Below are 14,597 nucleotides of genomic sequence, written 5' to 3'. Positions count from 1 at the left end.
AATCTTGTACCTAAAAAGACCGCAATCCACAGATTGCAGCCTTTCTTTATTTTCTGGCTTGATAGCGACTAGTCAGGATGAAAATCACGGTAAAGACCAACATCATGACACCATAAACAGGTAATGTTTGTCCTGTTAAGGTTGAGATTTCAAGCAATTTTTGAATTCTTGGGAAGAGAGCTGTAGCTAGGAAGCCTCCTACTGACCAAACAATCAAGAGGACACGCCATAGGGTAAATGGCATGCAGGCTCTAAATACGGATAAGAAACCAATTGACCCCAAGAGATAATAGAGTAGAGTTGAGATTTCTAACTCAGACCAACCTTGGCTACTTCCAAATATTTTCACAAAAAGAACGCTGAAGACGACCATGAGAGCGCTTGGTAGAGCACGAAGCATGGATCTTCTGAGGAAATTTGACTCAACAGGTTTGATATTTCGCTCAAAAGTCAGAACGAATGGTGGGAAACCTTCCACGAACTGGTCAATCATGGTAATCTGGATTGGAATGAAGGGGAAAATCAAGATCCACTCAGACCGACCTAGTAAAGCACTGGCAATACAGATGACCGCTAATAGGAATGAATAGATGGTCTTTATCAAGAAAATCGGGGCGATGTGGGCAATGTTATTGACCACACGACGACCTTCAAAGAGAATCTCAGGAACATCATTAAAATCAGAGTTCAAGAGAACCAAATTGGCAATCTGACGAGTCGCAGGATCTCCCTCAGCCATCACGATAGAACAATCCGCCTCACGAAGAGCCAGGATATCATTAACTCCATCCCCAGTCATAGCTGTTGTATGCCCTGCTTTTTTCAGAGTTTGGATGATAAGTTTCTTTTGATGAGGGGAAACACGTCCGAAAATAGCTGTCTCTTCAGCCATAGCAATCAATTCCTCATCCGTAATTTTCGAGCAATCTACATAACTGTCATAGTCCACAAAACCAGCCTTCTGGGCAATGCTGGATACCGTAACTGGATTGTCACCAGAGATAATCTTGAGTCTCACTTCCTGAGAACGGAGATAGTCCAGCGTCTCTGCTGCTCCTTCTCGAATGGGGTCCAAGATTTCCAGCAAGGCCAGAGCCTGAATATCAGATGGTTTCTGTGGCTTGTGATGGTCAAGTTTTTCTTGACTGAGCGCTAAGACCAAGACACGAGAGCCTCGTTCAAGAGCTTCTCTAGCTTCAGGAACTTCAGCATCCAACAACATCTCAGGTGCCCCTAAGAAAACTGTTCCCAAACCTTCTAACTCCATGGCTCCCCACTTGCGGTCGCTTGAGAAAGGCAGATTAGAGATCATAGGATAGACTACCTGACCTTGGAAACGCTGGCGAATAGCTTGAGCTGTTGGATTTTTATCCTCACTATGGGCCATATAGCTGGCCAAGATGCTAGCAAGCGCTGACTCTCCATACTCTTCGGTCAAAGGAAGAACGGCCTCCACCTGCATCTTTCCTTGAGTGATGGTGCCCGTCTTGTCCAGACAGAGCATATCCACGCGCGCCAAGGTCTCAACAGAGTACATCTCCTGTACCAAGACCTTTTTCAGACCCAGCTTAATCACCGCAGTCAAGAGCGAAGTAATGGTCAAAAGGGCAATTCCCTTAGGCAACATTCCCAAAAGGGCTGTCGACGAATTTACAACGGATGATTTGAGAGGCAGACCTTTTAAAATCAAGGCTTCTAGCAAGAGAGCCAGACCAAAAGGAATGATAATCTTCCCAGTAAAACCAGCTAACCTGTCCAGCGATTTCATGATACGAGAGTTGATTGGTTTAACGGTCTTGGCTTCCAGCATGAGTTTGGCAGCATAGTTATCAGCCCCAACATGGTGAACTTGAGCTAAAACTACCCCACTGGCTAGGAAACTTCCTGACAAAAGCAAGGCATCCACTTCCTTTTGCACCAAATCACTTTCCCCCGTCAACATGGCTTCATTGACTTCCGCAAAGCCTTCCAAAACCAAGGCATCACTGGGAATCTGCTCTCCAGCAGACAAACGAATGACATCTCCTAGCACCAATTCTTCCGGATTCAGAGCCACTTCTTGACCATCACGAATGGTTTTGACCTTTTCCTTGGTCATAAGATTGAGCTTGTCCACCATGTGTTTGGCCCGTAGCTCGGTCACAATTCCAGAAAAAGCGTTAAAACAGATAACAGCAAAGAAGACCAAATTGCTCCAAGCCTGCACAAAGGCTAGTGCCAAAGCAATGGCAAAGTTCAAAGCGTTAAAAAGGGTAAAGACATTTCGTTTAACGATTTGCCAAGTGCTGGTACTGGCCGAAGCAGTAAAATCATTGACCAAGCCCTTAGCCTGTCTTTCCTTGACTTCTCTTTGGGTTAATCCCATAATCTTATTTTTATCCATAAATTCTATCATATCATTTTTTTTAACAGAATTCTAATCTCATCCCAAATATGCACCTAGTCAAGGGAAAAGTTTGCCAGCCCTCCTTTGATAAGGTATAATAATAACAAGAAAATAATCGAAGGAGATCGCATGTTTTATACTTATTTACGTGGATTGGTTGTCTTGCTCCTATGGTCCATCAATGGCAATGCCCACTATCATAATACTGATAAAATTCCTAATCAAGATGAAAATTATATTCTGGTTGCACCTCACCGCACCTGGTGGGATCCTGTTTACATGGCCTTTGCGACCAAGCCAAAACAGTTCATCTTTATGGCCAAAAAAGAACTCTTTGCTAACCGTATCTTTGGCTGGTGGATTCGTATGTGTGGAGCCTTTCCTATTGACCGTGAAAATCCTAGCGCTTCAGCCATCAAATATCCTATCAATGTTCTCAAAAAAAGTGACCGCTCTCTCATCATGTTTCCAAGTGGAAGCCGTCACTCAAACGATGTCAAGGGTGGAGTTGCCCTGATTGCCAAAATGGCCAAGGTCCGTATTATGCCGGTTACCTACACAGGTCCTATGACCTTGAAAGGCTTGGTTAGCCGTGAGCGTGTCGATATGAACTTTGGAAATCCAATCGATATCTCAGATATCAAGAAAATGAATGATGAAGGTATTGAAACAGTCGCCAATCGCATTCAAGCAGAATTCCAACGTTTGGACCAAGAAACGAAACAATGGCACAATGATAAAAAACCAAACCCACTCTGGTGGTTTATCCGCATACCTGCTCTCATCCTTGCCATTATCCTCGCTATCCTAACCATCATCTTTAGCTTTATCGCAAGCTTCGTATGGAATCCAGATAAAAAGAGAGAAAAACTTGGTTAAATAAATACAACAATCCCTTGGCAAAAGCCAAGGGATAAATCTGTTATTCGATTTTCCATTTTTGGGCCAACCAGCTGGAAAAGGCTAGAAATCGCTCATCCACTTGTTCATGGTGCCCATAAGGGTCAAAGACAAACTGACCGTTCGGATACCATTTCTGAAGACTGGTATGGATCTGCTCAGCACAGACTGGTGCTTGAGCCAAGCGATTAATATGGTGTGCTCCTTCTGTTTGACCATTCTGTAAATACAGCAAACAGTCTAGATTTTTCACTGTCTCTGCCTTGCAGTAAGTCACAAAATCAGGATACCAAAAGGAACCGCAGATCGAAAAGACACAGGAAACCTTGTCAAAGCTGAAAAGATTGTAGACTGCCGCCAAACCACCTAGTGAGTAGCCTCCGTAGGCAAGGCGATTTTCATCCAGGCGATAAAGCGACTGTAGCTTGTCTAAAAGACCTCCAAACAAATGATTATGATAGACGTTGGCCTGACCTCCAAAATCTGGAGCTCCATCTCTCAGAGCTGATGTTGCCCAGGGAGTGTAGTCATCTAAGCGATTTTTAGAGGTCAAGCCCACTAAAATCACAGATTCTGAAAGTGAAGATAAGAAATCCAAGTTTCCATCATTCAATAAAATAGCCGGATAGGTTTGTTTGGGGTCGTAGTTAGAAGGAAGGCTGATTTTGACTTGAATTCCTTCCCAATCAAACTCATTATTTATTGATAAAGTCATTGATTTTCTCAAGGGAATCAATCACTGCTGGACCATAATCCATCAATTCATCGTAAGAGATGGTCATGATTTTTTGATTCTTAATAGCAGCAACGCTTTCCAAAACAGCATTTGCCTTCATCAACTCTACTGCTTTTTCATCCAATTTTTTATTGCGATCGCTGGTTACATAGATAATCAATTCAGGATCCATTGACACGAGATTTTCCAAGGTTAAGCCTGATGTCCCCGTAGCAACGTTTGTATAGCCAAGTTGGTTCAGCAAACTTTCTTGCAAAGCAGACTTGTAGGCACCAAAGGTTTGATCATTATAAGCAACCATAATCAAAGCCTTTTTCTTTTCACCTTGACTTGCTGGATTTGCTTTCTTAACAACGTCAATTTTAGTTTGTAATTGGGCTGCGTATTCATTAGCCTTGTCCTGAACATTAAAAATCATTCCAAGATTTTTGACATCTTCTACGATATTCCCCAAATCTTGCTGAATTGTTGAGAGAGAAGCTTTTTGTGTATAGACTGGGATTTTGTTTTCATTCCAAGTGCTAACTGTCCCCAAGGATTTTTCAGAAAACATCATATTTCGACCCATCACAGCGTCTGGCTCATAAGAAAGGACTGTCTCTTGTGAGACTGTTTTTTTATCCCCAATTTGAGGAATAGTCGCAATCGCATCCTTGTATTTGTCCGTCACAGCATTGTCTGGATTGAGCATGCCAACAATTTTATCCTTCAACCCCAACTCCAATAAGATTTCAGTGGTTGAAAGATTGTTTGTGATAACTTTTTCAGGTGCCTTGTCAAAAACTTGTTCGACTTCATTTCCCTTAGCATCATAGGTTTTGATAGTTAGCGGATAAGTCGTCTCTGCGTTAGCCTTTTGACTTGTTTCTGCGCTTGATTGTGTGGTAGCTTTTTCTGTAGTAGTGTTACCACAAGCTGCCAGGGTTAGGGTAGCTACTGTTACCAGTAAAATGCTTAGTGTTTTTTTCATCTTATTTTCCTTTTCATTTTTATAAATAGTGAATCATGGCTTGCTGATCCTCGGTCCAAGTCACCTGACTTTGCACTCCGTATACAGTTTGCAATGACTCAGGGGTGATGGTCTCCTTTGGAGTCCCTTGGTAAAGGATTTCTCCCTCTTTCATTAGATAGAGATAATCCGAATAGCGACAAGCAAGTTGAATATCATGCAGGACAGCTAGAACATTGACCTTGAGCTCCTTCACAATGGCCAACAAGTCTAACTGATACTTGATATCCAGGTGATTGGTTGGTTCGTCAAGGAGCAAGAGAGTCGGTTCTTGCGCCAAGGCGCGGGCTAGTAAGACTCGCTGTTTCTCTCCCCCTGACAGAGACGAATAGAGACGTGTTTTCTTCTCAAGCATATCCACCTTAACGAGAGCATCTTGAACGAGTGTAAAATCTCTTTCCTTTTCCTTCTGTAAAAAAGAGAGGTGGGGAGTTCTTCCCAGCAAGACGATTTCCTCAACTGTAGAATCAAACTGCAATTGATTAAACTGGGTGACGACCGCCATTTGCTTGGCTGTTTCTTTGAGCGTCCATTGTTCCAGCGGCTTTCCATCTAGGCTTATCAAGCCTTTGTCCACCTTTTCCTGACGATAGAGGAGTTTAAGCAGGCTGGTTTTCCCGCTTCCATTTGGTCCTAGTATCGTGTGAAATTGATTCCCTTCAACCTTAAGAGAAACTCCCTTGAGGATTTTTTTCTCTCCCAGTCCAAAGTGGACATCCTGACAAATCAAGTCCATATCAGACCCTCACCTCCCTTCGCCTACCTCCAACAATGTAGATAAAGAAGGGAGCACCTACTAAGGCTGTGAAAATACCAATAGGAAGCTCTGCGTTTGGAATGATGATACGAGAGAGTACGTCTGCCCAGATGACAAAGAGGGCACCTAGCAAGGTTGCAACAGGAAAAAGCCTCTTGTAATTCGTTCCTACTAACCCTCGAGCTAAATGTGGAGTAATCAGACCGACAAATCCAATAATCCCACAGGTTGCCACTAAGACTGCTGTCAGCACAGCCACCATGGTCACATAAAGATACCAATAAAAGCGTAAGGGAATTCCCAAAGTTAAAGCAGCCTCATCTCCCATCATCATCGCATTGAAAACACGATACTGAGTAGAGAAAAATAGAAAGGCTATTCCTACTACTATAGTTGGCAGGACCAAGTCTGCCCAGGAAGTCCCAGCGAGCGAGCCCATGGTCCAAAACTTAATGGTCATCACACTGTCCGCATTAGCGCCAACTGAGATAATAAAGTTGGAAAAAGCTAGAAAGAGAGCATTGACCACCGTTCCTGATAAGATCAGACTGGAAGTCGTCATCCTTCCCTGCATAGAGGCAATGATGAGGACAGCAATTGTTGCCAAAATAGCTCCAAGAAAAGCTCCAAGGCTAATCATCACTTTTAAACCAAGAATGATGCTCAAAGTTGCCCCTAGAGTAGCACCCGCAGATATTCCTAAGACATAAGGCTCTGCGATGGGATTGTTCACTGTGGACTGCATCACACTACCACACATAGAAAGGCCTACTCCTACTATCAGACCTAACAATACTCGAGGGAATCTCATATTCCATACAATGGCAAGAGTAGACTTGGAAACCTCTCCTATCTCAAGAGGAAATCCCAACCTGCTCAAAATAATCCGATAGGTATCTCCTAGATCAATCGCAACAGATCCCATTGAAACTGCTAGAAAGAGAGAAATCCCTAAAATACCTAGCAAAATAACTAAAAGTAACACAAATTGCTGGTCTTGTCGGCTTCCAGAAAATTTGGAAAGCATGCAAACCTCCTTTGATAGAATCTTAAAAATTTAGAAAATTCTCATGAAAAGTATACCATATTTTCAACAATGGAACAAGATGAGAACAAATGAATATAGTTGATTTTATTGTGCTAGGAACCGTAACCGAAGATTATACTTGAGTATATCGAGGTAAGGTGCCAACGCAAAAAGCTCTCTGAAGTCAGAGAGCTGATTTGAGCTCGGGCTAAAATCCTAGTGAAACAAAAAAATCTACACGGTCAGAAAAGTCTCTATCGTGCCATTTTCATACATGATGTATAGTCCAAGTAGAATGAATACTAAGGGCACAATGATTCGCTCGTATTTTTCAATTGTCTCGAATATTAAGGGAATAGAGGATAACACCCGACTAATCTCGCATAAGATAATTATGCCGATTACAAACACAAGCAAGGCCACGAGGGTCTGTGACCAATCTAATGAAGCAAAATAAGGTATATAGATACCTAAATTATCTCCGCCAGACGCAATTGTTAGCAATGTAACTGTCCAAAACAGTTGATTTGCCTTGCTTTGTTCTAATCTTTCAATAATTTCTTCCTCTTCTTCCTCTTCTTCCTCACCTTCTCCAACAATTGCAAAGCGAATCCCTAAATAGATAGGGATTAAACCAAGCAATCCAACCATCCATTCTTCAGGCACGAAATTAACGACATAAGCAGCAACTAAACTCGCCCCTACAAGTAAGCCTGTGCCTAGATATTGCCCCGCATAAATATGCCATTTTTGTTTATTCTGTGATAGCTGTGCAAATAAAATAAATAAAATAATTAAATAATCGATACTGGTGGAAATATAAACACCAATAGCAGATATGATTGTCTGTCCCATAAAAAACCCTCCTGTATTAGTCAGTAATAAATCAGCAGATTTTAGGAGAGCACAGACACATTAATTTAGCTATCGCTAGTGGGTAATTTCGAACATAGGAAAGCATTTTACTCCTCCTCAAAACGTAGTTACAAAGTAATTTCTAACTGGAATTCGGTGACTACTTCCATGTAAAGTATAACATACTATACTTTACTTCGTAAAGTGTGGGCTCTCCGAAGGGGCTTGCAGACAGCTACTCGGCTTTTCAAGCCGAGTAGCTACGCACCCTTATGGTGTAATTAGCTGATACCATTTGAGGTTTTTGTAGTCTCCAAAATTGTGACCGATAAAACACATCTTGCCAGAAGTCGAGTTGACCGATAGTTTTTGTAGTCTCCAAAATTGTGACCGATAAAATCTCAATAAAAAAGCCCTCTGAAGTCCGAGAGCTGATTTGAGCCCGGGCTAAAATCCTAGTGAAAAAGATGAAACTCCTTGTGTTCATCGAACACTGTGTCATTTCCCTATTTTCATACGGATTTCTTACGCCCTTAGCATCATAATTCTTGCTGGATAAACCGTTTATAGACTAGGCGGTAAGCCGAAGATTGTACAAAATTTTTAGTGAAACAAAAAAATCTCCCCGAAGGGAGATCATTCTGGTTTATTTTACCTTACAGTGCTAGGAACTGTAACCGAAGATTATACTTGAGTATATCGAAGTAAGGTAACAAAAGTAAAAAAGCTACCCAATTTAGAGTAGCTTCATTATCAAGATATGCTCAATTGAACACGGCCTAAGCACTTGGCAAAAAAGATAAAATCTCCTAGAAACTGAAGTTTCTTCGTCAATTTTCCTATTTTTGCTTTGTGCTTTTGACGGCCTTTGTATCTTGAATTAACGACGAAGTCCTAGAGAGTTGATTAACTCACGGTAACGGTTAACGTCGTTTTTACGCAAGTATGCAAGCAAGTTACGACGGCGACCGATTTTTTTCATCAATCCACGGTAAGTAGCGTGGTCTTTTTTGTGTTGTTTGATGTGTTCGTTAAGGTGGTTGATTTCCCAAGTAAGGACAGCAACTTGAACCTCTACTGAACCTGTATCACCTTCGTGACGTGCATATTGTGCGATGATTTCATTTTTTTTCTCTTTTGAGATTGCCATGATGTTTCTCCTTTTTATTTGGCTTCATCCGAGTGACAGGTTGGCATGCCTGTAACCAAGAAGAAGTTATTTGTCTTTACGACAATCCCTATTCTACCAATAACTAACTTCTTTGTCAACAGATTTACTTTCTTGTTTTAAACATGCTATAATAATCATAGCAAGAAATCCAAGTTATCTGTTTTTAAACGAGGTGATTATCATGCCTAGATTCTATTCCCATGTCCCCTACTATTTGGTCGTATTTTTCTTTTATTGGCCATTTTATGAGTTGTTATCACTAATCATTTCTGACCCCCTTTTGCTCAAGAGTCTCTACGTAAATAATATTCTCTTCTTTACACCTCTGGTAATCTTGATTATATCGCTACTCTATAGCTACCGTTTCCGTTTCTCACTTTGGTGGTTAATTGGTAACGGACTGCTCTTTTGTTTTACCATCATTACTTTCAGAGAATTTATCCTTCTCTACTTCCTAGCCTATGAAATCTTTGCCATAGTTGGTATGGCTGTCGGTGCCGCTATTAAGAATCTAGTGCAAAAACTGAAAAACAAAAAACTTTCACAAAATCCTTGAAAAATCTCACAATCATGCTATAATAATCCATAGAGACAAGTCACTTAGTCCCTTTCTACTAGAGAGTGCGTGGTTGCTGGAAACGCATAGAAAGCCTAAACTGATACTACTCTTGAGTTTTTATGAAAACATAAAACGGTGGCCACGTTAGAGCCAATCAGAGGTGTCCCTCTCTTTTGAGGAACATAAATGAAGGTGGAACCACGTTGCGACGTCCTTTCGAGGATGTCGCTTTTTGTTTTTCTATCTTTCACAATCCTCTGTCCCTGTTTTCAGAATAGGGTTAACACATTCGTCAATAATATAAGTAAGGAGAACATCATGATTAACATTACTTTCCCAGATGGCGCTGTTCGTGAATTCGAATCTGGCGTTACAACTTTTGAAATTGCCCAATCTATCAGCAATTCTCTAGCTAAAAAGGCCTTGGCTGGTAAATTCAACGGCAAGCTCATCGACACTACTCGTGCTATCACTGAAGATGGAAGCATCGAAATCGTGACACCTGATCACGAAGATGCCCTTCCAATCTTGCGTCACTCAGCTGCTCACTTGTTCGCCCAAGCAGCTCGTCGTCTTTTCCCAGACATTCACTTGGGAGTTGGTCCGGCCATCGAAGATGGTTTCTACTACGATACTGACAACACAGCTGGTCAAATCTCTAACGAAGACCTTCCTCGTATCGAAGAAGAAATGCAAAAAATTGTCAAAGAAAACTTCCCATCAATCCGTGAAGAAGTTACTAAAGACGAGGCACGTGAAATCTTCAAAAATGACCCTTACAAATTAGAATTGATTGAAGAACACTCAGAAGACGAAGGTGGTTTGACCATCTACCGTCAGGGTGAATATGTAGACCTTTGCCGTGGCCCACACGTCCCTTCAACAGGCCGTATCCAAATCTTCCACCTTCTCCATGTAGCAGGTGCTTACTGGCGTGGAAATAGCGACAACGCTATGATGCAACGTATCTACGGTACAGCTTGGTTTGACAAGAAAGACTTGAAGAACTACCTTCAAATGCGTGAAGAAGCTAAGGAACGTGATCACCGTAAACTTGGTAAAGAGCTTGACCTCTTCATGATTTCACAAGAAGTGGGACAAGGTTTGCCATTCTGGTTGCCAAATGGTGCGACTATTCGTCGTGAGTTGGAACGCTACATCGTAGACAAAGAGTTGGCTTCTGGCTACCAACATGTTTACACTCCACCACTTGCTTCTGTTGAACTTTACAAGACTTCTGGTCACTGGGATCATTACCAAGAAGACATGTTCCCAACTATGGACATGGGTGACGGGGAAGAATTTGTCCTTCGTCCAATGAACTGCCCACACCACATCCAAGTCTTCAAACATCATGTTCACTCTTACCGTGAGTTGCCAATCCGTATCGCTGAAATCGGTATGATGCACCGTTATGAAAAATCTGGTGCCCTCACTGGTCTTCAACGTGTACGTGAAATGTCACTCAACGACGGTCACCTCTTCGTTACTCCAGAACAAATCCAAGAAGAATTCCAACGTGCTCTTCAGTTGATTATCGATGTTTATGAAGACTTCAACTTGAATGAATACCGCTTCCGCCTCTCTCTTCGTGACCCTCAAGATACTCACAAGTACTTTGATAACGATGAAATGTGGGAAAATGCTCAAACCATGCTTCGCGCAGCCCTTGATGAAATGGGTGTGGACTACTTTGAAGCCGAAGGTGAAGCAGCCTTCTACGGACCAAAATTGGATATCCAAGTTAAGACCGCTCTTGGAAAAGAAGAAACTCTTTCTACTATCCAGCTTGACTTCTTGCTTCCAGAACGTTTCGACCTTAAATACATCGGAGCTGATGGCGAAGAGCACCGTCCAGTTATGATCCACCGTGGAGTTATCTCAACTATGGAACGCTTCACAGCTATCTTGATTGAGAACTACAAGGGTGCCTTCCCAACATGGCTTGCACCACACCAAGTAACCCTCATCCCAGTATCTAACGAAAAACACGTGGACTACGCTTGGGAAGTAGCTAAAAAACTCCGTGACCGTGGTGTCCGTGCAGACGTAGATGAACGCAATGAAAAAATGCAGTTTAAAATCCGTGCGTCACAAACCAGCAAGATTCCTTACCAATTGATCGTTGGGGACAAGGAAATGGAAGACGGAACAGTCAACGTTCGTCGCTACGGCCAAAAAGAAACACAAACTGTCTCAGTAGATGATTTTGTTCAAGCTATCCTAGCTGATATCGCCAACAAATCACGAGTTGAGTCTAAGAATCTAGCATAAAAGCCTCCAATCCGGAGGCTTTTTCGTCTATTCTCACTCAAGGACTAAGTTCACTTGAGCAAACTGAATCCGCACTATCGTTCCTGTACCAACCTCAGACTCGATACGAATCTGGTGCCCCAGTTCTTCAGAAATTTTCTTGGATAGGTAAAGACCAAGTCCAGATGACTGCTGGGTTAGGCGCCCATTGTATCCTGAAAATCCACGTTCAAAGACTCGGAGAACATCACTGTTTTTTATTCCGATTCCTGTATCCTTGATACAGAGCTCTTGACCGTCCATATAAATCTCCAGACCACCTTCCTTAGTGTACTTGAGACTATTTGAGATGATTTGCTCAATGACCACTAGCAGCCATTTCTTATCTGTCACGATTTCTTTATCAAGGTCATGTAGATTGACATTTAAGCCTTTTTGAATAAAGAAAAGAGCATATTTACGAATCATTTCCTTGACCAAGTTCTCAATTTGAACCTTCTTTAAGACCAAATCATCATGAAAACTTTCTAAACGCAGGTACTGTAAAACTAGATTGGTATAGGAGTCAATCTTAAAAATTTCCTGTTCTAATTGCTGCTTCAGTTGGCGGTCGGCTACTTCTGCAACTAAGAGTTGACTGGCTGCAATGGGAGTCTTTATCTGATGGACCCACAAGGTATAGTAATCCAGTAAATCCGTCAATTTTCTTTCTGAATCTGACCTTTGCTGATAGAGTTCCATCTCACGCGCTTCTAATTTTTCTGCTAAAGCTATTTCCAAAGGAGACTGGGCTTCTCTCTCTCCATAGAGAATTTCCTGGCGATAGACCTGCATTTCCACCAATATGTCCCAAGCGAAAAATAAGATGGTTACAAAGCAACACAAAAGAAAAAAGTAGAGAAAGTAAGTTCCTAAACTGGCAAATAAAAACTGAAAGAGCAAAACCAGAAATGCTAAAGCAAGTAGATAGACAAACAGACGACTACGGGAACGCAGATAGGCTAGAAAAAATTGTTTCCAATCAAGCATGCTTCAATCCGTACCCTATTCCTTTCTTGGTCTCGATAAATCCTACCAAGCCCTGCTCTTCCAATTTTTTACGCAAACGAGCCACATTGACAGAGAGAGTATTATCATCAATGAAAAAGTCACTATTCCAAAGTTCTCGCATGAGGTCGTCACGCGCTACGATATTGCCCGCATGCTCAAACAAAACGCGTAAAATCTGGAATTCGTTCTTGGTCAAATTCAAGACTTGGCCTTGATAATGTACATCCATGGATTTGGTATTAAGGATCACACCGGCGTATTCCAGTAAACTCTCGTCACGCCCGAACTCATAGGAACGACGCAACAAGCCCTGAACCTTGGCTAAAAGAACCTGCTGGTCAAAAGGCTTGGTCACAAAGTCATCCGCCCCCATATTAATCGCCATAACAATATCCATAGCCTGGTCTCTCGAAGACAGAAACATAATCGGCACCTTGGAAATCTTGCGAATCTCCTGACACCAATGATAGCCATTAAACAAGGGCAAGCCAATATCCATAAGGACCAAATGAGGTTCCGACTGGACAAAAAGACTCAAAACTTCCATAAAGTCTTCTACCAAAACCACTTCAAATCCCCATTCAGAGAGCATTTTCCCGACTTGTTGACGAATAACCTGATCATCTTCTACTAATAAAATCTTGTGCATGCGCTTCTCCTTTTCTATTATTATAACAGATTTTTCCATGCTAGCAGGTCTGAAACTGAATTTGAAATAGCTTGTTTTCAGCTAACAAAGTGAGGTAACCCTAGTAGCTAATTTGAGGGAAATTTGATAAGATAAATAAAAAGAAAGGAGCTCTTATGGCCAATATTTTTGACTATCTGAAAGATGTCGCATACGATTCTTATTACGACCTTCCTTTAAATGAATTAGACATTCTAGCCTTAACAGAAACCGCCTATCTCTCCTTTGATAATCTGGTCTCCACAGCTCCTCAGCGACTTTTAGAACTGGCACCTCAGGTTCCAAGAGAACCTAACATGTTGACCAGCAAAAATCGCCTCCAGCTATTAGATGAACTAGCTCAACACAAACGCTTCAAAAATTGCAAACTCTCCCATTTTATCAACGACATCGACCCTGAGCTGCAAAAGCAATTTGCTGCTATGACCTACCGCCTCACTCTCGATACCTATCTGATTGTCTTTCGTGGGACTGATGATAGTATCATTGGCTGGAAGGAAGATTTCCACCTGACCTATATGAAGGAAATTCCTGCTCAAAAGCACGCCCTCCGCTATTTAAAGAACTTTTTTGCCCACCATCCAAAGAAAAAGGTCATTCTGGCTGGGCATTCCAAGGGAGGAAATCTAGCTATCTATGCTACTAGCCAAATTGAGCAAAGCTTGCAAGATCAGATCACAGCAGTTTATACATTTGATGCGCCTGGTCTTCACACAGAATTGACACAGACCGAGGGTTATCAAAGGATAATGGATAGAACCAAGGTCTTCATTCCACAAGGTTCCATTATCGGTAGGATGCTAGAAATTCCTGCCCACCAAATCATCGTTCAGAGTACTGCCTTGGGTGGCATCGCCCAGCACGATACCTTTAGTTGGCAGATTGAGGACAAGCACTTCGTCCAACTGAATAAGACCAACAGTGATAGCCAACAAGTAGACACAACCTTTAAAGAATGGGTAGCGACAGTCCCTGATGAAGAACTCCAGCTCTACTTCGACCTCTTCTTTGGCACTATTCTTGATGCTGGAATTAGCTCCATCAATGACTTATCTTCCTTCAAGGCTATCGAACACATTCATCATCTCTTTGTCCAAGCTCAATCCCTCACTCCAGAAGAAAGAGAAACCATGGGACGCCTTACCCAGTTATTGATTGATACCCGTTACCAAGCATGGAAGAATAGATAAAAAGCTTATGATAAGG

At 42.0% G+C, this 14,597-nt stretch carries 13 protein-coding genes and 1 pseudogene; 5 read left to right on the top strand and 9 right to left on the bottom strand.

The window, feature by feature from the left end; translation table 11 throughout:
• Positions 1-46: 46 nt before the first annotated feature.
• A complete protein-coding gene (locus tag AC6I9F_RS03295; protein ID WP_498022741.1) occupies positions 47-2,383 on the bottom strand; it encodes a cation-translocating P-type ATPase in 2,337 nt (778 codons plus the stop codon).
• Positions 2,384-2,515: 132 nt separating this feature from the next.
• Here AC6I9F_RS03295 and AC6I9F_RS03290 point away from each other — a divergent pair, with 132 nt between their 5' ends.
• Positions 2,516-3,265, top strand: a complete 750-nt coding sequence (locus AC6I9F_RS03290) for a lysophospholipid acyltransferase family protein (protein WP_084950107.1) — start codon at positions 2,516-2,518, stop codon at positions 3,263-3,265.
• 43 nt (positions 3,266-3,308) lie between these two features.
• Here AC6I9F_RS03290 and AC6I9F_RS03285 read toward each other — a convergent pair whose 3' ends face one another.
• The 6 genes from AC6I9F_RS03285 to rpsO form a co-directional block, all read right to left on the bottom strand.
• Positions 3,309-4,001, bottom strand: coding sequence for an alpha/beta hydrolase-fold protein (locus AC6I9F_RS03285; protein ID WP_218764201.1), 693 nt, complete (start codon positions 3,999-4,001; stop codon positions 3,309-3,311).
• Entirely contained in the window at positions 3,982-4,992 is a 1,011-nt protein-coding gene (locus AC6I9F_RS03280; protein ID WP_218764200.1) for an ABC transporter substrate-binding protein, read from the bottom strand. Before AC6I9F_RS03280 ends, AC6I9F_RS03285 begins: the two co-directional genes overlap by 20 nt.
• A gap of 19 nt (positions 4,993-5,011) precedes the next feature.
• Complete coding sequence (locus AC6I9F_RS03275) at positions 5,012-5,767, bottom strand: ABC transporter ATP-binding protein (protein ID WP_498022738.1); 756 nt, start codon at positions 5,765-5,767, stop codon at positions 5,012-5,014.
• Between the two features lies 1 nt (position 5,768).
• Positions 5,769-6,815, bottom strand: a complete 1,047-nt coding sequence (locus AC6I9F_RS03270) for a FecCD family ABC transporter permease (RefSeq protein WP_498022736.1) — start codon at positions 6,813-6,815, stop codon at positions 5,769-5,771.
• A 234-nt stretch (positions 6,816-7,049) separates the two neighbouring features.
• Positions 7,050-7,670 carry a CadD family cadmium resistance transporter gene (locus AC6I9F_RS03265; RefSeq protein ID WP_000531713.1) on the bottom strand — a complete coding sequence of 207 codons (621 nt, stop codon included), beginning with the start codon at positions 7,668-7,670 and terminating at the stop codon, positions 7,050-7,052.
• 880 nt (positions 7,671-8,550) lie between these two features.
• Positions 8,551-8,820: a 30S ribosomal protein S15 gene (gene rpsO, locus AC6I9F_RS03260; protein ID WP_001018251.1), complete on the bottom strand. Its 270-nt coding sequence runs from the start codon at positions 8,818-8,820 to the stop codon at positions 8,551-8,553.
• 202 nt (positions 8,821-9,022) lie between these two features.
• Here rpsO and AC6I9F_RS03255 point away from each other — a divergent pair, with 202 nt between their 5' ends.
• The 3 genes and pseudogenes from AC6I9F_RS03255 (at position 9,023) to thrS (ending at position 11,674) form a co-directional block, all read left to right on the top strand.
• Positions 9,023-9,397: a hypothetical protein gene (locus AC6I9F_RS03255; RefSeq protein ID WP_173234647.1), complete on the top strand. Its 375-nt coding sequence runs from the start codon at positions 9,023-9,025 to the stop codon at positions 9,395-9,397.
• Between the two features lie 100 nt (positions 9,398-9,497).
• Positions 9,498-9,678 (top strand): annotated as a pseudogene (locus AC6I9F_RS03250) (hypothetical protein).
• A gap of 40 nt (positions 9,679-9,718) precedes the next feature.
• Positions 9,719-11,674, top strand: a complete 1,956-nt coding sequence (thrS, locus tag AC6I9F_RS03245) for a threonine--tRNA ligase (RefSeq protein ID WP_173249899.1) — start codon at positions 9,719-9,721, stop codon at positions 11,672-11,674.
• A 33-nt stretch (positions 11,675-11,707) separates the two neighbouring features.
• Here the strand turns inward: thrS and AC6I9F_RS03240 are convergent, their stop codons facing one another.
• Complete coding sequence (locus AC6I9F_RS03240) at positions 11,708-12,682, bottom strand: sensor histidine kinase (RefSeq protein WP_173252844.1); 975 nt, start codon at positions 12,680-12,682, stop codon at positions 11,708-11,710.
• On the bottom strand, positions 12,675-13,352 hold the full coding sequence (locus tag AC6I9F_RS03235) for a response regulator transcription factor (protein ID WP_000548993.1): 678 nt from the start codon (positions 13,350-13,352) through the stop codon (positions 12,675-12,677). The genes AC6I9F_RS03240 and AC6I9F_RS03235 overlap by 8 nt, the downstream gene beginning before the upstream one ends.
• Positions 13,353-13,507: 155 nt before the next feature.
• On the opposite strand from AC6I9F_RS03235, the gene AC6I9F_RS03230 reads away from it, so the two are divergent.
• On the top strand, positions 13,508-14,581 hold the full coding sequence (locus AC6I9F_RS03230; RefSeq protein ID WP_173234642.1) for a DUF2974 domain-containing protein: 1,074 nt from the start codon (positions 13,508-13,510) through the stop codon (positions 14,579-14,581).
• Positions 14,582-14,597 lie beyond the last annotated feature (16 nt).

This window comes from Streptococcus nakanonensis, from assembly GCF_059738785.1.
The sequence above is the reverse complement of the archived record's forward strand: the minus strand, read 5'-3'. Positions and strand labels throughout refer to the sequence as shown.

Excerpts from the sequence above, each read along its gene's own strand:
- AC6I9F_RS03295 (WP_498022741.1), bottom strand. The coding sequence starts at position 2,383 with ATGGATAAAAATAAGATTATGGGATTAACCCAAAGAGAAGTCAAGGAA.
- AC6I9F_RS03235 (WP_000548993.1), bottom strand. The coding sequence starts at position 13,352 with ATGCACAAGATTTTATTAGTAGAAGATGATCAGGTTATTCGTCAACAA.
- AC6I9F_RS03265 (WP_000531713.1), bottom strand. The coding sequence starts at position 7,670 with ATGGGACAGACAATCATATCTGCTATTGGTGTTTATATTTCCACCAGT.
- AC6I9F_RS03290 (WP_084950107.1), top strand. The coding sequence starts at position 2,516 with ATGTTTTATACTTATTTACGTGGATTGGTTGTCTTGCTCCTATGGTCC.
- AC6I9F_RS03275 (WP_498022738.1), bottom strand. The coding sequence starts at position 5,767 with ATGGACTTGATTTGTCAGGATGTCCACTTTGGACTGGGAGAGAAAAAA.
- rpsO (WP_001018251.1), bottom strand. The coding sequence starts at position 8,820 with ATGGCAATCTCAAAAGAGAAAAAAAATGAAATCATCGCACAATATGCA.
- AC6I9F_RS03280 (WP_218764200.1), bottom strand. The coding sequence starts at position 4,992 with ATGAAAAAAACACTAAGCATTTTACTGGTAACAGTAGCTACCCTAACC.
- thrS (WP_173249899.1), top strand. The coding sequence starts at position 9,719 with ATGATTAACATTACTTTCCCAGATGGCGCTGTTCGTGAATTCGAATCT.
- AC6I9F_RS03255 (WP_173234647.1), top strand. The coding sequence starts at position 9,023 with ATGCCTAGATTCTATTCCCATGTCCCCTACTATTTGGTCGTATTTTTC.
- AC6I9F_RS03270 (WP_498022736.1), bottom strand. The coding sequence starts at position 6,815 with ATGCTTTCCAAATTTTCTGGAAGCCGACAAGACCAGCAATTTGTGTTA.
- AC6I9F_RS03285 (WP_218764201.1), bottom strand. The coding sequence starts at position 4,001 with ATGACTTTATCAATAAATAATGAGTTTGATTGGGAAGGAATTCAAGTC.
- AC6I9F_RS03240 (WP_173252844.1), bottom strand. The coding sequence starts at position 12,682 with ATGCTTGATTGGAAACAATTTTTTCTAGCCTATCTGCGTTCCCGTAGT.
- AC6I9F_RS03230 (WP_173234642.1), top strand. The coding sequence starts at position 13,508 with ATGGCCAATATTTTTGACTATCTGAAAGATGTCGCATACGATTCTTAT.